This is a genomic window from Stenotrophomonas sp. B2, from assembly GCF_014947095.1.
GTDB lineage: Bacteria > Pseudomonadota > Gammaproteobacteria > Xanthomonadales > Xanthomonadaceae > Stenotrophomonas > Stenotrophomonas maltophilia_P.
In genome coordinates this window covers 68313-86361 of the sequence record NZ_JADCQA010000004.1, presented here as the reverse complement: position 1 = coordinate 86361, position 18049 = coordinate 68313, and the positions used below count along the sequence as shown (strand labels likewise).

General features: G+C 66.8%; 16 protein-coding genes and 2 riboswitches. Of the genes, 8 read left to right on the top strand and 8 right to left on the bottom strand.

The features are described 5' to 3' along the window. Positions 1-146 precede the first annotated feature (146 nt). Complete coding sequence (locus tag IMX13_RS05555; RefSeq protein ID WP_193395978.1) at positions 147-2690, bottom strand: TonB-dependent receptor; 2544 nt, start codon at positions 2688-2690, stop codon at positions 147-149. Positions 2691-2986: 296 nt separating this feature from the next. Between IMX13_RS05555 and IMX13_RS05550 the strand changes: the two genes are divergently transcribed. Beyond that, positions 2987-3907, top strand: coding sequence for a helix-turn-helix domain-containing GNAT family N-acetyltransferase (locus IMX13_RS05550; protein WP_319637172.1), 921 nt, complete (start codon positions 2987-2989; stop codon positions 3905-3907). A 38-nt stretch (positions 3908-3945) separates the two neighbouring features. Here the strand turns inward: IMX13_RS05550 and IMX13_RS05545 are convergent, their stop codons facing one another. The 4 genes from IMX13_RS05545 to IMX13_RS05530 form a co-directional block, all read right to left on the bottom strand. Next, positions 3946-4512, bottom strand: coding sequence for a TlpA disulfide reductase family protein (locus IMX13_RS05545; protein WP_053515709.1), 567 nt, complete (start codon positions 4510-4512; stop codon positions 3946-3948). Beyond that, entirely contained in the window at positions 4509-6887 is a 2379-nt protein-coding gene (locus tag IMX13_RS05540) for a protein-disulfide reductase DsbD (protein ID WP_193395976.1), read from the bottom strand. The genes IMX13_RS05545 and IMX13_RS05540 overlap by 4 nt, the downstream gene beginning before the upstream one ends. Next, positions 6884-7222, bottom strand: a complete 339-nt coding sequence (gene cutA / locus IMX13_RS05535) for a divalent-cation tolerance protein CutA (protein ID WP_053515713.1) — start codon at positions 7220-7222, stop codon at positions 6884-6886. Before cutA ends, IMX13_RS05540 begins: the two co-directional genes overlap by 4 nt. Before the next feature lie 68 nt (positions 7223-7290). Further along, positions 7291-9081: an endonuclease gene (locus IMX13_RS05530; RefSeq protein WP_065174432.1), complete on the bottom strand. Its 1791-nt coding sequence runs from the start codon at positions 9079-9081 to the stop codon at positions 7291-7293. Between the two features lie 312 nt (positions 9082-9393). Between IMX13_RS05530 and IMX13_RS05525 the strand changes: the two genes are divergently transcribed. Both IMX13_RS05525 and groL read left to right on the top strand, forming a co-directional pair. Beyond that, a complete protein-coding gene (locus tag IMX13_RS05525; protein WP_006396661.1) occupies positions 9394-9681 on the top strand; it encodes a co-chaperone GroES in 288 nt (95 codons plus the stop codon). Between the two features lie 81 nt (positions 9682-9762). Continuing rightward, a complete protein-coding gene (gene groL, locus IMX13_RS05520; RefSeq protein ID WP_053515717.1) occupies positions 9763-11412 on the top strand; it encodes a chaperonin GroEL in 1650 nt (549 codons plus the stop codon). A gap of 101 nt (positions 11413-11513) precedes the next feature. On the opposite strand, the gene IMX13_RS05515 is transcribed toward groL, so the two are convergent. Beyond that, on the bottom strand, positions 11514-12674 hold the full coding sequence (locus IMX13_RS05515) for a serine hydrolase domain-containing protein (RefSeq protein WP_193395975.1): 1161 nt from the start codon (positions 12672-12674) through the stop codon (positions 11514-11516). Positions 12675-12840: 166 nt separating this feature from the next. Between IMX13_RS05515 and IMX13_RS05510 the strand changes: the two genes are divergently transcribed. Both IMX13_RS05510 and IMX13_RS05505 read left to right on the top strand, forming a co-directional pair. Beyond that, positions 12841-13341 (top strand): MarR family transcriptional regulator, encoded by a 501-nt coding sequence (locus IMX13_RS05510; protein ID WP_193395974.1) that lies wholly within the window; start codon positions 12841-12843, stop codon positions 13339-13341. Continuing rightward, positions 13338-14072, top strand: a complete 735-nt coding sequence (locus IMX13_RS05505) for a DNA alkylation repair protein (protein ID WP_193395973.1) — start codon at positions 13338-13340, stop codon at positions 14070-14072. Before IMX13_RS05510 ends, IMX13_RS05505 begins: the two co-directional genes overlap by 4 nt. Positions 14073-14131: 59 nt before the next feature. Here IMX13_RS05505 and IMX13_RS05500 read toward each other — a convergent pair whose 3' ends face one another. Continuing rightward, positions 14132-14488 carry a hypothetical protein gene (locus IMX13_RS05500; RefSeq protein ID WP_193395972.1) on the bottom strand — a complete coding sequence of 119 codons (357 nt, stop codon included), beginning with the start codon at positions 14486-14488 and terminating at the stop codon, positions 14132-14134. 509 nt (positions 14489-14997) lie between these two features. Between IMX13_RS05500 and IMX13_RS05495 the strand changes: the two genes are divergently transcribed. Then, complete coding sequence (locus IMX13_RS05495; protein WP_053515725.1) at positions 14998-15258, top strand: hypothetical protein; 261 nt, start codon at positions 14998-15000, stop codon at positions 15256-15258. A gap of 258 nt (positions 15259-15516) precedes the next feature. Beyond that, a complete protein-coding gene (locus IMX13_RS05490; protein ID WP_193395971.1) occupies positions 15517-16590 on the top strand; it encodes a 3-deoxy-7-phosphoheptulonate synthase in 1074 nt (357 codons plus the stop codon). Between the two features lie 197 nt (positions 16591-16787). Here IMX13_RS05490 and IMX13_RS05485 read toward each other — a convergent pair whose 3' ends face one another. Further along, on the bottom strand, positions 16788-17405 hold the full coding sequence (locus IMX13_RS05485) for a trimeric intracellular cation channel family protein (RefSeq protein WP_193395970.1): 618 nt from the start codon (positions 17403-17405) through the stop codon (positions 16788-16790). 82 nt (positions 17406-17487) lie between these two features. After that, positions 17488-17593, bottom strand: a riboswitch (glycine riboswitch). A gap of 13 nt (positions 17594-17606) precedes the next feature. Continuing rightward, positions 17607-17696, bottom strand: a riboswitch (glycine riboswitch). 39 nt (positions 17697-17735) lie between these two features. Here IMX13_RS05485 and IMX13_RS05480 point away from each other — a divergent pair. Next, positions 17736-18011 carry a GIY-YIG nuclease family protein gene (locus tag IMX13_RS05480; protein WP_111186267.1) on the top strand — a complete coding sequence of 92 codons (276 nt, stop codon included), beginning with the start codon at positions 17736-17738 and terminating at the stop codon, positions 18009-18011. The last annotated feature ends 38 nt before the right edge of the window (positions 18012-18049 follow it).

The window sequence follows — 18049 nt, the reverse complement described above, 5'->3', positions numbered from 1 at the left end:
AGGAGGGCTGCCGCTCGCATCCTGCGCAACAGCAAATGAGAATTAGTCGCGTAATTCTCGGGGGCGCCCTGCCTGCGGTCAAGCCGGTGGGGTGGCGCCAGCGACGGGGCCTTCCATGGCCACCGTTGCGTGCACTTGCACCTGCGTCAGAACTTCCAGCCCACCCGCGTGTAATAGAACCCGCCGTTGAATCCGTAGGGCGAATGCACCGGATACTGCGCACCGGCCACACCCCCCCAGGGGTTGCTGGCCGGCACACGGTCGAACAGGTTCTGCGCGCCCACGCTGACGTACAGGCCCGAATCGAACTTCCAGCCCACTTCCGCATCCACGATCAACGCGCTGCCCCCGTAGATCGGCAGGCCGCCGTCCTCGGCGGAGATCACGCCGCTGTCCAGGTGATCCTCGTACCAGCTGCTGTAATAGTTGAACCGGAGATTGGCGTGGAAGATCTGCCGCTGGTGATTGATGCTGAAGTAGCCTTTGGTCCTGGGCAGCGATTTCTCCAGCTTGTACACGCGCGCTTCGTCGATGAAGTCGGTGTCGTAGCGGTCCACCTTCGTGCGGTTCCAGTTGGCCGCCAGCGAGTAGGTGGTGACCCCGCCGAAGTGGTTGCTCTTGAAGCTGGTCACCAGGTCCACGCCGGTGGTGGTGGTATCGAAGGCGTTGCCGAAGTAGGTCACCTGCGAGATGGAAGCGGCTTCTGCATTGCCGCCGGCCACCAGCGCCGCACGCTCCTCCGGAGTGACTGCAAAGCTGGTGCTCAGGGCAATGCGGTCTTCCACCTTGATCTGATAGCCGTCCAGGGTGACCAGCCAGTCACCTTCGGTCCACACCGCGCCCAATGACACATTCCTGGACTCTTCCGGAGTAAGCGGCTGCGCGCCCTTGAGCTGGGCAATCGGATTGGTCGGCGGCAGGGTGGCGATGTCTTCCAGTGCGGTACCGCCGAACACGGTGCTGATCTGGCTGATGTTGGCCTGGCCGGGAGTCGGCGCACGGAAGCCGGTGTTGTAGGCGCCGCGCAGAGCGAAGTGCTCGTTGAAGTCGAAGCGCGCGGTGAGCTTGCCGGTGGTGGTGCTGCCGAACGAATCGTAGTCCTCGTAGCGCAGCGCACCGGCCAGCAGCAGCCGCTCGGTGAGCTGGGCTTCCAGGTCGGCGTAGGCGGCCCAGTTGCGGCGATCAAAGGTGCCGGCGGTGCGCGTGCTGAAGCCGTTGAACCCGTTGGAGCCCAGCGCGAAGCCCTGCTCGGTCAGCGGCCCGATGGCCGTGGACGGGCCGTCTCCCGGGCTGATCCTGAAGCTCTCCTCGCGCCATTCGGCACCCATCGCCAGGCGCAGCGGCTGGCTGCTGAAGCTGACCGGGATGTCCCGGCTGACGTCCACATTGAGGTTCTTTTCGGTCTGGGTATTGCCACCCGGGCGGAAGAACAGCCCGGCCGGCTGGTCGGGACCGAGCGAGGCGTTGACGGTGTTGTAGATGGTGAACTCGATGTCGTTGCGTCCCCAGGAGCCGCTCACGTCCCAGTACCACTCACCCCAGGTGCCTTTGGCGCCGGCGAACACCGAGGCGTCTTCCAGTTTCCCGCCGAAGCGTGGGGTGAAGCCGCCGGGCAGGCTGGACAGGAAGGTAAAGCAGTTGGCGGGCAGGGCAGCCACCGCGCCGCTCACGGTGCCGTACGGCAGCAGGTTGCCGGCGCCATCGCGCAGGGCGATGGTGGGGCAGGCGCCCACGCCGGTCAGGTTGCCCACCAGCAATGTCTGGCCGCCATCGTTGGAGTAGACGCCCGAACGTGCGGTGGGGTCGCGGTAGTAGAACCCGCCATCCACTTCACGCTTGGCGTAATTGCCGAACAGGTAGAACTCCACGTTCTCGGTGTCGTAACCGAGGTTGGCGACCAGCTTGAGGTCGTCGTCCACCTTCGGCGATCCCCAGATCTGCGCAGGATCTTTCACCCCGGGGTAGCCTGCCGCTGCGACCGCGGCGGCATCGTCGCGCTGCACACTGCGCGAGGTGTCGTCGGCGTTGCGCCATTCGGCCGTAAGGGTGGCGAAGCCGTGCTCGGTGAGCGGCAGGCCGATCTGCGCCGAGTACTGGGTGGTGAGCCCGTCGCCCTCGTAGTACTGGCCGGCGAACACCTCGGCGGTGCCGCCTTCGCGCAGCTTCTTCAGGCTGAAGTTGAGCACGCCGGCAATGGCGTCCGAGCCGTATTGTGCCGCTGCGCCGTCGCGCAGCACGTCCACCTGTTCCAGCGCCAGCGAGGGGAACACGGACAGGTCCGGTCCCTGTGCGCCGTCGGACAGTCCGTGGCCGAGGAACGTGATCACCGCCGAGCGGTGGAAACGCTTGCCGTTGACCAGCAGCAGGGTGTTGTCCGGCGGCAGGCCACGCAGGTTGGCCGGACGCACCAGGCTGGCCGCATCGTCGATGGGAATCGTGCTGACGTTGAAGGAAGGCACGAGCACTTTGAGCTGGTCGAGGGCGTCGGTCGCGCCCTGGTTGCGGAACTCTTCACCGCTGATGATGTCGATCGGCACCGCCGACGAGGACACCGTGCGCGGTTTGGTGCGGCTGCCCAGTACCGAAACGGTATCCAGGGTGGTGGCCGCGTCGGGCGTCGTCGATGTGCCGCTGTGCTGCGCCCGTGCAACGGGGCTGGTGGACAGCAGCGCGGTGGCGAGGGCCACCATTACTGCGGATGCCAATGGCGTGATTGCGTCTGGAGCCTGAACACTTCTGCGAATTCCGTGTTTCATGCATGCACCCTGCAGTCGATTTGAGTGGTTTGTCGGTCAGTCGTTCATCCTGTTGGTTCTCCTTGCAGCCAGGGCCCTGGTCGCTAAACGCAGAATTAACAGAACGTAAACCGTACTGCAACGAATCTTTCGTTTTAAGGCGCCAAGACGCGGAATGGATCGCAAAACAGCCTTATATGGTTGCTCAAGGCATGTACTATGTGCCCAAGGCAACCATCAGGAACGTCCCCGTGTCTGCGCTCACTTCCGATCCCGTCGCACAGGTCCGCGCCTTCAACCGCTTCTACACCCGCAGGATCGCGGTGCTCGAGGAGCGTTTGCTGCACAGCGACTTCACCCTCACCGAGGCGCGGGTGCTGTTCGAACTGGCGGCGGGCCAGGGCATCACGGCTGCGCAGCTGGGCCATCGGCTGGACCTCAACGCGGGCTACCTCAGCCGGCTGCTGAGCGGGCTGCAGGCGCGCGGTCTGGTTCAACGCGAACCGTCGCTGATGGATGCGCGCGCGAACCGGCTGGTGTTGACCGAGTCGGGCCGCGCCGCCTTCGCACAGCTGGATGCAGCGTCCAGCGAAAGCGTCGCTGCCATGCTGGGAGATATCAGCGAAGCAGGATGCCAGCGCCTTCTTGAGGCGATGGCGCACATCCAGGCACTGCTGGGAGGTGCATCGTCGGATTGCGTGCTGCGCGATCCCCGCCCCGGCGACATGGGCTGGGTGATCCAGAAGCACGGCGCGCTGTATGCACGCGAATTCGGATGGAACGCGGAGTTTGAAGCGCTGGTGGCCGACATCGTCACCCGCTACCTGCGCGAACACGACCCGCAGACCGAGCGCTGCTGGATCGCTGAACTGGACGGCACCCCGGTGGGGTCGGTGTTCGTGGTCCGGCACGACGCGCACAATGCCAAGCTGCGGCTGCTGCATGTCGATGCCAGCGCGCGCAGGCGGGGCATCGGGCAGCGACTGGTGGACGAGGCGATGAGCTTCGCGCGCGCGGTGGGCTACAAGCGCATGGTGCTGTGGACCAATGCCGCGCTCATCGACGCCCGCGGCCTGTACGAACGGGCCGGCTTCGAACTGATGACCGAGCAGCACGAGCAGCTGTTCGGCCAGCCACAGGTGTCCCAGCTCTGGGCGCGCTCACTGGTCTGACCGGGATCAGGACGCGTGGATGCCGGCCGCGGCCAGGCTTACAGCCGGGCCCACGTCTGCACTTCGCCGGCGGCAAACGGCCCCAGCTTCTGCTTCACGATGCGGCCCTGTGCATCCACCAGCACGCTGTAAGGCAGCAGCCCCTGGGCATTGCCCAGCTGCACGCTGGCATCGCGCGGACCGGGCGTCTCCAGCACGATCGGGTAGTCCACCGGCACCCGCTGCAGGAAGCGCTGCACATCTTCGGGTGTATCCAGCGCCAGCCCCAGCACCTGCACGCCGTCAGGTTGCTGCGCCTGCGCGAAGCGCGACAGTTCCGGCATTTCCTCAACGCAGGGCCCGCACCAGCTGGCCCAGACATTGATGAGCAGCGGCCGGCCGGCAAAACGCTGGCGCAGATCGAGCGGCTGTCCCTGCAGGTCCGGCAGCACCAGTGCGGGCAGGGCATCGCCTGCCTGCAGCACGGGCAGCGGTGCTGCAGGTGGCTGCACGTCTGGATCGCCAGCGTCTGCCGCCGGCACCGGCGTCAGCCGATGGCCGGCCCACAGGCCCAGTCCGGCAGCCAGCACCGCGGTCCACAGCAGCGCTGGCCGTTGCCACCTCATCGTGCGGTGCGCAGCAGCGCTTCTTCGACCACGGCCTGGGTAAGCAGGGTCGGCAGCACCGTCGGCGGTGCGCCGGGCCCGTACACCACGTAAAGCGGAACGCCCACGGCCTTGTGCTCATCGAGGAAAGCGGTGATCTGCGGGTCCACGTTGGTGTAGTCGCCGCGCATGTAAACCGCGTTGGTGCGCCTGAGCAGCTCCCTGAACTCCGGTCGCGACAGCACGGCGCGCTCGTTCGCCTTGCAGCTCACGCACCAGTCGGCGGTCATGTTGACGAACACCACGCGGTTGTCGGCACGCAGGCGGTCGAGCAGCTGCGGCGAATACTCCACGACGTTCTCGCTGGTGGCCTGTGCCGCACGTGCCGGTGGCTTCAGCTGGGTCACGCCCCACACCGGTACCAGCGCGGCGATTGCCAGCAGCACGCCCAGCAGGCCGGCGGCGCGCTGGCTGCGCCAGCGGCTGCGCTCGAACAACCACAGGCCCAGGGCCAGCAGCAGCAGTCCGCCCAGCGCCAGCGCCATGCCGTCCACGCCACGCTGCTTGCCCAGCACCCACAGCAGCCACAGTGCGGTGGCATACATCGGGAACGCCAGCACGTGCTTGAGCGTTTCCATCCACGGGCCGGGCTTGGGCAGGCGCCGCGCGAGCGCCGGCACGAAGCCGATCAGCAGGAACGGCAGGGCCAGGCCCAGGCCCAGGAACAGGAACACGGCCATCGCCTGTACGGGCGTGGCAACGAAGGCATAGGCGACCGCGCCTCCCATGAACGGACCGACGCACGCGCTGCCGACCACGCAGGCCAGCGCACCGGTGAAGAAATCGCCGGCCGGACCGCTGCGACGGGCGAGTGACTGGCCGAGGTTGCCCAGGCCACCGCCGAGGGTGAACACGCCGGACAGGCTCAGGCCAACCGCAAACATGATGTAGGCCAGTGCCGCGACCACGCCTGGGTGCTGCAGCTGGAAACCGATGCCCACCGCATTGCCAAGCATGCGCAGGCCGACCATCAGCGCGCCGATCACCGCGAAGGCGACCAGTACGCCCAGCGTGTACCACATGGCGTGGCTGCGGGCGCGCTCGGCGCTCTCACCGCTCTGTGCCAGGCCCAGCACTTTCAGCGACAGGATCGGCAGCACGCAGGGCATCAGGTTCAGTACGAGACCACCGGCCAGTGCCAGCAGCAGCACCCACAGGAACGAACGGTCCGGATCCGGGGTGGTGGCCGGCGGGCGGGTACGCAGCGCGTTGTCGCCCCGCGCATCGGCGGCGAACCCTGCCTGCGCGCCGTCCACATCGGTACGCGCTGGTTCGCTGTTCGGCACGGTAGGCAGCAGGCGCAACGGGGTGCCGTTGGCCGCCTCGCGCGGTGCGGCGCTGCCCGCCGGCAGCGGTCGGATCATTTCGCTGCGTGGCGCAGGCTGGCCGGCGTGGGCGCTGATCTTTCCCGCGGGGATCGACAGCTTCACCCGGCGGGTCATCGGCGGGTAGCAGATGCCATCGGTCTGGCAACCCTGGAAGGTCACCACCAGTGTGCTGTCCACCGCGTCGGTCACCGTGCGGCGTAGCGGCAGCGGCACTTCGACCTGGTTGAAGTACACCGACACATCGCCGAAGTGCTCGTCGCGATGCGACTGCGCGGCGGGCCAGCGCGGCGCATCTGCCAGCACACCGGCACTGCCTTCCAGCTTCAGCGAGGTGCGATCGCGATACAGGTAGTAGCCCGGCGCGGGACTGAAGCGCAGCAGCAGGGTGTTGCCATCGCTGGCGATCGCGTCGAAGCCGAAGGCCTGTTCGGAGGGCAGCGGAAGCGCCTGGCTGTTGCTGCTGCCGGGCAGGCGCAGGCCACCACCGCTGCCGGCCCCGGCAAGCGGAGTGTTGAACGCGTTCACGCCGGTGACCCGCGCGGTTGGCAGGGCGGCTGCGGCGCCACCGCCACCACCGGGCAGTGTCACCTGGACCACGCGCTTCTGCGGCGGGTAGCAGACACCGGCATCGGCGCAGCCCTGGTAGCGCACTTCCAAGCTGAGGGTGCCGGCCGCATCCGTCGGGGCGCCCGGCAGCGAAACCTGCAGGCGTTCGCGGTAGGTCTCGACCTCGCCGAAGAAATCGTCGTGGTGCTTGGTGCCGCTGGGCATCTGCAGCGCACCGGCATTGAAGGCCGGGTCGGCCTTGACGCTGGTGCGGTGGCGATAGAGGTAGTACCCCGGCGCGATCTTGAACTGCAGCTGGATCTGGTTCCGCTCCGGCGCACTGGCGGTCAGCGCGAACGCCTGGTCCACCGGCAGCAGATCTTTCTCGTCCAGGGCGAATGCAGGCAGGGCCAGCGAGAGCAGGGCGCACAGCGCGGCGGCACGGGCAAACAGATTCATCAAGCGGTGTCCTCCCGGGTCTGCGCCCGGATCCAATCCAGATAGGCCGGCAGTCCGGCCCGGGCTTCGACCGCGATGCACTCGGGGAGTTCATACGGATGCAGTTCGACGATCCGCGCCATCGCTGCCTCCACGCGGCTGGCCGTGGTCTTCACCAGCAGCTGCAGCTCGGCATCGGTAGTGACCTCGCCCTGCCAGCGGTAGGTCGACTGCGCCCCTTCCAGGCGCGTCACGCAGGCGGCCAGGCGCTCGCCGACCAGCGCATGCGCGATGCGCTCGGCACTGGCCCGGTCCGGGCAGGTGGTCAACAGCAGCAGGACGGGATCGACGGTCGGCATGACCGTCGAGTATAGGGCCGCCGCCGGATCAAGGTCCGACGGCGGCGATGGACCGCTGCGTTGCGCGGTCAGTTGGCCAGCTGGCAGGTCGCCGGCTTGGCCGAGGTGAACAACGCCGGCGTCGCCCACTCGGGGTGGTCGATGAACGGGTTGCGGTTGCCCTGGAAGCTGTAGATCACGTCGTTGCGCGCGCGCTCGGCGTCGTCCGGCGGATCGGACAGATGCCAGTCGATCAGGGTCGAGAGCAGGCCCATGTAGGCCGGCGAACTGCTGGTCCTGACGATCCGGCTGCGGTCGTCGGTCAGCTCCAGGTCCGGCTCGGACTGGCCTGTGGCTGCATCCTTGCCGCCCTCGTAGCGGATCGCCATGTACATCACCGCGCGCGCCATGTCGCCCTTGCGATGGCCCCACACCTCGAAGGTGCCGGTGTTGCCGTCCGGCGTGCGCACCCAGTTGGAATTGCCCGGGTAGCCGCCGCTGCCGCCGCCATGGCCGTTGTTGGCCTCGGTGGCGCGCTCGCCACAGTTGGCATCGCACTTGCCGAACGGCTTGTTGCCGCGGTCGGCATTCCACTGCGCATCGGTCAGGTACAGCATGTGGGTGTCGGTGTAGGGCGCGTAGGGCAGGCCCTTGTCGCCGGTGGTGCTGGCAAAGCCCAGCGAGTTCGGCCAGGTGTGCTCGCGGTTGTAGGTCAGGCCGCTGCCCGTGCCAGCGCGATCGCTGACCTTGGCGTAGCTGCGGTTGCGATAGGCATCGAGGATGCGGTTGGGATTGTTCGGATCCTCGTCGGCGATCTCCAGGATGGTCCAGGTGCTGGTGCCCGACCCGCTGTACGGATAGGCGGTGTGGCCCTTGATGGTCGCGTGCAGCGAGCAGCGCAGCTGGCTCGGGCTGGAGGTGTTGACCCTGGAGTAGTAGCCCGCCGGTACGCCGGGATTGCCCGGATCGGGGTTGCCCGTGGCGCTGGCCACGGTGAAGGCGATGCGGCTGTCGGCAGCCGGATGCGCGCCCTGCAGGTCGGTGATGCGCGCGGCGCGGATGTCGAAGCGGCAGGCCTCACCGGCCACCAGCGCGGTGTTGGTGGACAGCTTCACGCTCCTGCCGCTGGCCGGGTGGGTCAGCGGTACGCTGCCGGAGGCGCCGCAGCTCAGCGCGAAGGCGCCGCTGGCCAGGTTCACCGTCTCGCTGAACACCACTTCCAGATCGGCCGCGGCCGGGAACGTGCTGCTGCCCTGGGCGGGGGTGGTGGTGGACACCGATGGCGGCGTATTGGGACCGGGCGTACCCCCACCGCTGAAGGTCTGGCCGTTGTTGCAGCTGCCGAAGGTCTGCGTCGCCGATTCGGCCCAGGTGAAGTGGGCGTACTGGCTGCCGCTGCCCGTCAGCTGCAGTGAGGTGCCAGGGGCCGTGCTGTTGGTCTCGGCCACCGGAATGTTCTGGCTGGTCATGCCTGCGGCAGGACCGCCGGAGGCAGTGATCGTGCCCTCATAGCTGAGGAACTGGACCACCTTGCCGCTGGCGTCGACCAGCGCGATGCCGTCGTTGGGACCGTTCTGGATGCCGTTGGTCGGATAGCTGACCACGGCCAGGGTGGCGCTGCCGCACCCGGCGGCGCTGCCGGCAGGGACGGCCGTGTTGGCGTACACCGAAGCGGCCGACGGCGTGCTGCCGTTGTAGAGATACAGCCGATAGCCGGACAGATCCTCGCCGGCGGTGGCCACGACCTCGATCGCCTCGCCGACGTCACCGGCTGCGGTGCTGTCGTCGTAATGCAGTTCGTTGATGAAGACCTCGGCCTGGGCCGGCGCGGTGGCCAGGGCCAGCACGCAGGCGGTGGCGAGCGGGGACAGCAATCGCATCGACGACTCCTTGTGATTGGGAATGCGCGGCCGAGCCTAAGGCCGATCCAGTGACACTTTGTCGTAAATGAACGTCAGATATCTGACAGTGCGACGTTGGTCACCTAATTCGGGGCCACCCCACCGCACTGCCGCAGCGTCCGGCGCGGAAACTTTTTTCGCGACGCCCCTTGAAAGCCTCCCGGGGGGCTCCATCTCTGCCGTGCTCCCGACCTTGTCGGGTTTCTTCACGTGCGGTTCTGGCACTCGCCTGGTGCGAGTGCTAACATCGCCGGACTTTTTTAGACCAATCAATCACTTAAGAGGTCTCCTATGAGCATCAAGCCGCTGCACGACCGCGTTGTGGTCAAGCCGATCGAAGCCGACGAAATCTCCGCCGGTGGCATCGTCATCCCCGACTCGGCCAAGGAAAAGTCCACCAAGGGTGAAGTCGTGGCCGTCGGCCCCGGCAAGCCGCTGGACAACGGCAGCGTGCGCGCGCCGTCGCTGAAGGTCGGTGACAAGGTCATCTACGGCCAGTACGCCGGCAGCTCGTACAAGAGCGAAGGCGTCGAGTACAAGGTCCTGCGCGAAGACGACGTGCTCGCCGTCATCGGCTGAGCCCCGCCGCGACCTGTTTCAACCTGATCCCCACATCCCAGCCGCCGGGCACGGCCCGGCGCGACCAATGAGGTAATTGCAATGGCTGCCAAGGATATCCGTTTCGGTGAAGACGCCCGTTCGCGCATGGTGCGCGGCGTCAACGTTCTCGCCAATGCCGTCAAGGCCACCCTCGGCCCGAAGGGCCGCAATGTCGTGCTCGAGAAGAGCTTCGGCGCCCCGACCATCACCAAGGACGGCGTCTCCGTCGCCAAGGAAATCGAACTGGCTGACAAGTTCGAGAACATGGGCGCGCAGATGGTGAAGGAAGTTGCTTCGCGCACCAACGACGACGCCGGCGACGGCACCACCACCGCCACCGTGCTGGCCCAGGCCCTGATCCGCGAAGGCGCCAAGGCCGTTGCTGCCGGCATGAACCCGATGGACCTCAAGCGCGGTATCGACAAGGCCGTCGTGGCTGCCGTCACCGAGCTGAAGAACATCTCCAAGCCGACCGCTGACGACAAGGCGATCGCCCAGGTCGGCACCATCTCGGCCAACTCGGACGAGTCGATCGGCCAGATCATCGCTGACGCGATGAAGGAAGTCGGCAAGGAAGGCGTGATCACCGTTGAAGAAGGCTCGGGCCTGGACAACGAGCTGGACGTGGTCAAGGGCATGCAGTTCGACCGCGGCTACCTGTCCCCGTACTTCATCAACAACCAGCAGTCGCAGACCGCTGACCTGGATGACCCGTTCATCCTGCTGCACGACAAGAAGATCTCCAACGTCCGTGACCTGCTGCCGGTGCTGGAAGGCGTCGCCAAGGCCGGCAAGCCGCTGCTGATCGTGGCCGAGGAAGTCGAAGGCGAAGCGCTGGCGACCCTGGTGGTCAACACCATCCGTGGCATCGTCAAGGTCGTGGCCGTGAAGGCCCCGGGCTTCGGCGATCGTCGCAAGGCGATGCTGGAAGACATGGCCGTGCTGACCGGCGGCACCGTGATCTCCGAAGAAGTGGGCCTGTCGCTGGAGAAGGCCACCATCAAGGACCTGGGCCGCGCCAAGAAGGTGCAGGTCTCCAAGGAGAACACCACCATCATCGACGGTGTGGGCGACAAGGCTGCGGTCGAATCGCGCGTTGCGCAGATCAAGACCCAGATCCAGGACACCTCCTCGGATTACGACCGCGAGAAGCTGCAGGAACGCGTGGCCAAGCTGGCCGGCGGCGTTGCCGTGATCAAGGTGGGTGCGTCCACCGAAATCGAAATGAAGGAAAAGAAGGATCGCGTCGACGACGCCCTGCACGCTACCCGTGCAGCCGTTGAAGAAGGCGTGGTTCCGGGCGGCGGCGTTGCACTGGTCCGTGCGGTCACCGCGCTGGCCGGCCTGAAGGGCGCCAACGAAGACCAGAACCACGGCATCCAGATCGCCCTGCGCGCGATGGAAGCCCCGCTGCGCGAGATCGTCGCCAACGCCGGCGAAGAGCCGTCCGTCATCGTCAACAAGGTCAAGGAAGGCAGCGGCAGCTTCGGCTACAACGCCGCCACCGGTGAGTTCGGCGACATGCTGCAGTTCGGCATCCTGGACCCGACCAAGGTGACCCGCTCGGCGCTGCAGAACGCGGCCTCGATCGCTGGCCTGATGATCACCACCGAAGCCATGGTTGCCGAAGCTCCGAAGAAGGACGAGCCGGCCCTGGGCGGCGCCGGTGGCATGGGCGGCATGGGTGGCATGGGCGGCATGGACTTCTAAGGTCTGCGTTGTTCCCGATGAAGTGAAAAACCCCGCCGCAAGGCGGGGTTTTTTTGTGGGCGTTCCGCCCCCTCTGCTGGACGTGGACCGTGGTCGACCTGTCAGCGCACGAATGCCTTCGTGGCGCCGTATTCCCATTCCCACGGCACCCCCGTCTCGTCCAGCACGAAGCGCACCAGTGCCGGAAAGGTCGCTTCGGCGCGCACATCGTTGCCCAGGATCACTACGCAGCGTTGGCCTTGTTCGACGCACACCAGCGTGTTGCCCACCGCATCGTCATGTCCGCCCTTGTAGAAGCCTGCGCCCTGTGGACCGGTGAATGTCACCACGCCCAGTCCCGCAGCCAAGTTTCTGCGCCGCTGCGCCACCGGCAGTTCCGGCTGCAGCGTCGGGAACTGGCTGGCGGTGGTGATCGGCAGCTGCGGCCGCACCAGCTCCCGACGCATCGATGCCGACAGCCCCTGGCCACTGACATAGCCGGCCGCGAAATTGCCCATGTCGGCGATGGTCGTGTCCATCGAACCGGCGGCACGCACGCGGCTGCGTTCATCGTGCGGTTCCGTCGTGCCTTCGGCGGTCCAGCCGTCGGCCAGATTCGTGGCGAAATCCTCGCGCCACATCATGCTGGTGCGGGGCATGCCGAAGCGGTCGAATACGCGCTGCTGCATGAGCGTACCCACGTCCTGGCCCAGCCCGCGCTCCAGCACGAACTGCAGCAGGATCAGGCCTTCGCCGGAATAGCCATGGCGGCTGCCCGGGTCGAAGTGGAATTTCAGTTTTCCGTCCGGTTCCAGGAATGCAAAGTTGGCAAAGCCGCTGGCATGGTTGAGCAGCAGGCGCGGGGTCAGCCGGCGCCAACGTTCGTCGCCGGCCAGCACGGTGTAATCGGCGTACTTCTTCGGCTCGGCCGGATAGTCCGGTAGCGGTCTGTCCAGCGCGCTGGCGATGCTGGCATCCAGATCGATCACCTTGTCCTGTGCAAGCTGCGCGATCAGGTGGCCGAAGGCCATCTTGGTCAGCGATGCCGCATACATCACCGTGTCGGTCTGCAGCGGTTCGCCGGCAGCGTTGCGCTCGCCATAGGCGGCGACGTGCACGACCTTGCCACCGTCGACGACGGCCACTGCCATCCCGCGGGCGTGGGCGACCTGCATCAGGCGCATGGCTTCGGCATCGATCCGGGCCGGGGAGGGCACGGGAGGGGGAGCGGCCATTACGGCGGCGGGGAACAGCGTCAGCAACAGCAGGACGGCACGGCGCATGCGTGGAACTCCTGGCGGGACGTGGCGCGATGCTACCGCAGCTTCGGCTGCTTGCAGCCCCCTGCGCGAGGAGTGCGCCCGGCCGGGCCCGGCGGCAGGCCCCGTAGGTGTTGCGTTCCATCCCGCCATGAGTATGATTAGGCGCCTAAACATATTGGAAATCACCGTGCTTGATGCAAAACATGGCGCCCTTCTGGACGAGGCCCGGCGACGTGGCCACGCCAATGTCGCCCTGCTGCATCTGTGCTTCCAGCTGCTGTCGCTGTCCTCGGCGATCGATCGCGACTGCGCCCGCCGGCTGGCACCGCACGGGCTCAGTGAAGGCCGCTTCATCGTGCTGTTCCTGCTGCACGGTGCCGGCGGCACACTGTCGCCGCATGCGCTGGCCGAACGTGCAGGCGTGACCCGCGCCACCATCAGCGGCCTGCTCGATGGCCTGCAGCGCGAAGGTCTGCTGCAGCGGCGCAGCGATGCGGACGATGGTCGTCGCCTGCAGATCGTGCTGACCGCGCAGGGCAAGCGCCTGGCCGAAGACCTCTTCAATCAGCACACGCAGTGGATCGCGGGCCTGTTCAACGGCCTGGACACTGCCGAGCAGGTGCAGCTCTCACAGCTGCTGGCCAAGGTGTGGCAGCACACCGGCGGCGGACGGAAGGACCTGCAGTGAGCGCAGCGATCAGCCCGGCGCGAAAGCATCAGCTGAATACCGGGGCAGCCGCCAGCACGCATCTGGCGGAATGTCTGGCCGTGGACTTCGCGGTGTTGCTGCAGACCGTTGCGGTGCTGCCGGAGACTGCCATTCAATGCATGCGCGATGCCGCCAGCAAAGGCATTACCCAGCGCATGGTTCTGGCGGCAACGCTGTTGCGTGAGGCCAGGCAGGGTGATCCTGCACAATGGCAGTCGCATGCATCCGACACCGTGCGCGGCTGGGCCTGCTACCTGATCGGTGGCGATGCCACCGCCTCCCTGCCGGTGAAGCTGGAGAAGATGCGCCCGTTGGCAGATGATCCGCATTTCGGCGTGCGCGAATGGGCGTGGCTGGCACTGCGCACCGACATCGTTGCCGGGCCACTGCTGGCGCTTGAATGCCTGCAGCCGTGGACGCAGGAACCGTCCGCGCATCTGCGCCGGTTTGCCTGTGAAGCACTGCGTCCCCGTGGCGTCTGGGCGGCGCACATCGCTCTTTTCAAGCAGCATCCCGAACACGCGCATTCGCTGCTGGAGGCACTGGCTGATGATCCCGAACGCTATGTGCAGGATTCCGTCGGCAACTGGCTCAACGATGCCGGGAAGACCCAGCCGCAGTGGCTGCGTGACCTGTGCACACGCTGGCAACGCGAGCGCGACAGCCCTGCCAACGCCTACATCCGCAGGCGCGCACTGCGTTCACTGTGATCCGGCGGGTGCCGGCCCATGACCGGGCCCTCGGGCCCGGTCACATTGCGCGGACGCGGCTAGTGGGGCTGCAGGCGTTCGGCCGCATGCGTGGCCAGTCCCAGGGATGCCAGCATCAACCCTTCCATCACCCGGTCGCTCACGTGATGTTCGGGCGCGGCATTCTGGCGGCAGCGTTCGGCGGCCAGCAGCACCTCCTGCACGATGCGCAGGCCGGCCAGTGCGCCATCGGCATCGGCCAGCATCATGCGCCGGCCGTTCGCTGGATGGCGTTCGGGCCAGGGTTGGCCATCGGCGGCCGCACCGCTGCCGATGCGTTGCAGATTGGCGACCAGACTGTTGGGATCGATCGGCGCCTGATCGGCATTGGCCGGATCGGGGTGGGCACCCGGGAAGGGAACGTGTGGTGTTTTCATGGCGTGTGCTCCGTACAGGACAGACGACACCGCCACCGGAAGAGGTGGCGGACGGTACGTGGCGGCAAAGACCGGGTCACTGATCCGGCGGGCGCAAGCGCCCCCCCGCACCGCCCGCCATGGAACGCGGACGGATTGCCAGCCGGCGCCGCCCAAGGCGACGCCGGCTGACAAACGCGAACTTCAGTGACACACGGGCTTTGCCGACCCGGCCACCCTTTTCCGGTGGCAAACCATCTTGAGCACATGTCCGCGTGGAATGCCAAGGCAGTACGCGACACGTCATGGAGACGGAGGAAGTATCGCATATGCCGTTGCCCGTATAACCGCGCATTGAGCGCCTGCAGGCCCCTCCAGGCCGGAGAGTGGGAAGCCTGGAAGGAAGATCTCAACGTGGTGGCACCATCGGTCCAGTCGCGACACGATCGATCCGTACACCGGCACATGCGCCGGTCATCCGAACGCGGTAAACAGTGCATTGCCCACGTCTACCCACAGGGAAGTCGATCATGCAGAGCACGCTCCAGGTCACGCTGTTCGGCCCTCCCGGCGACACCCCGGCGTTGCAGTTGCCGGATGTGGACGGGCCCTCGGTGGCGATACCGGAATCGACCCTGCGGCGGCTGGTCTCCGATCTCTACACGGCGCGGTCCCTGCTCAACCCCGAGCAGCTGGAGGAGGCGAGGCGGGAGCTGGATCAGGTGCTGGAGCGCTGGGCCGATATCCACGAGGGCCTGCTGCTGGACGTGGAAGTGCATGGCAGTCGCTAGATCGCCGTGCTGCTGAACCGCTTCCCCAGTTGCGGATGAAACATTTTGTGCTGCGCAGAAGCTGTGCTATCAATACACCCCATGAACGCAGCCGCTACCCGCTTTTACTGGTATTACTTTCCGAAGCCACTGGCGGAGGAAGGACTGCGCTCACCCTGAAGAAAGCTTCAGACGCATTCCCGAAAGCCGCCAGCGAACCTGGCGGCTTTTTTCATGCCGCCTCGCTGGGGACCCCCCTACGTACCGGAGACCTCCCCCATGCCCCCCCATACCGACGACCTGCGCATCCGCACCATCGAACCGCTCACACCGCCTGCCCAGCTGCTGGCGATGCTGCCGTGTGACGATGAAGCCTCCGACACCGTCAGTGCTTCGCGCGCGGCCCTGCACCAGATCCTGCATGGCCGCGACGATCGCCTGGCGGTCGTGGTCGGCCCGTGTTCGATCCACGATCCGAATGCGGCCATCGAGTACGCACAGCGCCTGAAGCCGCTGCGCGACGCGCTGGCCGGCGAGCTGGAGATCGTCATGCGCGTGTACTTCGAGAAGCCGCGCACCACGGTGGGCTGGAAGGGCCTGATCAATGACCCGGACCTGGACGGCAGCTTCCGGATCGACAAGGGCCTGCGCATTGCCCGCGGCCTGCTGCGCGACATCAACAAGCTGGGCCTGCCGGCCGGCGTTGAATTCCTCGACGTGATCTCGCCGCAGTACATCGCCGACCTGGTGGCATGGGGCGCGATCGGCGCACGCACCACCGAAAGCCAGGTGCACCGCGAACTGGCCTCCGGCCTGTCGTGCCCGGTGGGCTTCAAGAACGGCACCGATGGCAACGTCAAGATCGCGGCCGATGCGGTCGGCGCGGCCTCCAACCCGCATCACTTCCTGTCGGTGACCAAGCAGGGCGGCACCGCCATCGTTTCGACCACCGGCAACCCGGATTGCCATGTGATCCTGCGCGGCGGCAAGCAGCCGAACTACGACGCGGCCAGCGTGGCCGACGCCTGCCAGGCACTGGCCAAGGCCAGGCTGCCGACGCGGCTGATGATCGATGCCAGCCATGCCAACAGCCTGAAAAACCCGGAAAACCAGCCGAAGGTGATCGAAGACATCGCCGTTCAGCTGGAGGAAGGCGAACAGCGCATCGTGGGCGTGATGATCGAGAGCCATCTGGTGGGAGGCCGGCAGGAACTGGTGGAAGGCCAGCCGCTGGTCTACGGGCAGAGCATCACCGATGGCTGCATCGACTGGGACACCACGGTGACGGTGCTGGAGCGACTGGCTGCGGCCGTGCGCGCCCGTCGCGAAGTGACGGTGTCAGAAGCCGCCTGAGCGCGGCATGTGTGTGGATGGCGGCCTGCGCCTGCGGGGGTGCGGCCGCGATCAGGGCCGGTCGGAGTTGGAGACCGGCCCGTCCGCACCGGCGATGCGCCTGGCGCTGCGCATGAGCGACAGCGCCAGGTCCATCGCCGGGGTGGTGCAGGGCACGAAGGGGAGCGCCGGGCCACGCCCGGCGAACACGCCATCGTTCAATGCACTTCGTCGTGATACACGAACTTCGGCATTTCCCAGCGGTAGTGGATCGCCAGCAGGCGCAGGGCGAAGCCGCCCGCCAGGCAGCACAGGATGGCCGTGGCATCGGGCACGTTCCAGTGCAGCAGCAGCAGATAGGCGGCGCCGGTCAGCAGCGCGATGATCGCGTACAGCTCCTTCTGGAAGATCAGGGGCACTTCGTTGCACAGAATGTCGCGCAGCACGCCGCCGAACGCGCCGGTCAGCATGCCGGCGATCAGCACGATCGGCGTGGCATGACCGGCCTCGCGCGCGATCGAGCAGCCGATCAGGGTGAAGGCGATCAGGCCCAGGCCGTCGAGCACCAGGAAGGTGCGGCGGAAGTGGTGCATCCAGCGTGCGACCCAGGTGGCGATCAGCGCCGCGCACACGGTGAAGCCGAGGTACTCGGGATGTTTGACCCAGCCCAGCGGATAGTGGCCAAGCAGGATGTCGCGCAGTGAACCACCGCCGAGCGCGGTAACGCAGGCGATCATGACCACGCCGAACAGATCCATGCGGCGGCGTCCCGCGGACAGTGCGCCGGTCATGGCTTCGGCGGAAATGGCAATCAGGTAGATGATGGACAGCAACATGGGGCAGGCTCCGGACGCGGTGGGGCCGGCCATGCGCGGACGCCGCCATTGCCTGCGCAATGACGGGATGACGATGACCGGTGCCGCTCCCGCTGTCCTTTTGCCTGAGAGTTCAGCGGCGTAGGCCGCGTGCCCCTTCGGCGGATCGTACCGGGCATGCCCGGTGACCTCTCTCCAGCTCGGCGAGTCGAATGCATGGTTGGTGGGATTCCAGCCCACCGGCCTGAGCGATCATGGGAGCCTGCGCCTTCGGCGGGCGCCAGCGCGGCGCCTCTCTCCTGCATTCGCGGGCAGTATATCCGCTGCGGTGCAGCACGGCATAATCCCGGCATGGCCCCGTCCCACCGCCCGTGGTTCCTGTACCTGCTCGAATGCCACGATGGCAGCTACTACGCTGGCATCAGCACCGACGTGGACGCGCGTTTCGCCGCCCATCGCGCCGGCACGGGGGCGCGCTACACCCGGGCCCGCCCGCCGCTGCGCATCCTGGCCGTGCGCGAGTACCCGGACCGCTCCGCCGCCTCGCGCGCCGAATGGCAGCTCAAACAGCTGCCGCGCGAGCGCAAGCTGGCGTGGTTGCAGGCATTGGATTCCGCATCTTTGTAGCGCCGTGCCCAACGTGGGGTCAGATCCCTTTCCGCAGG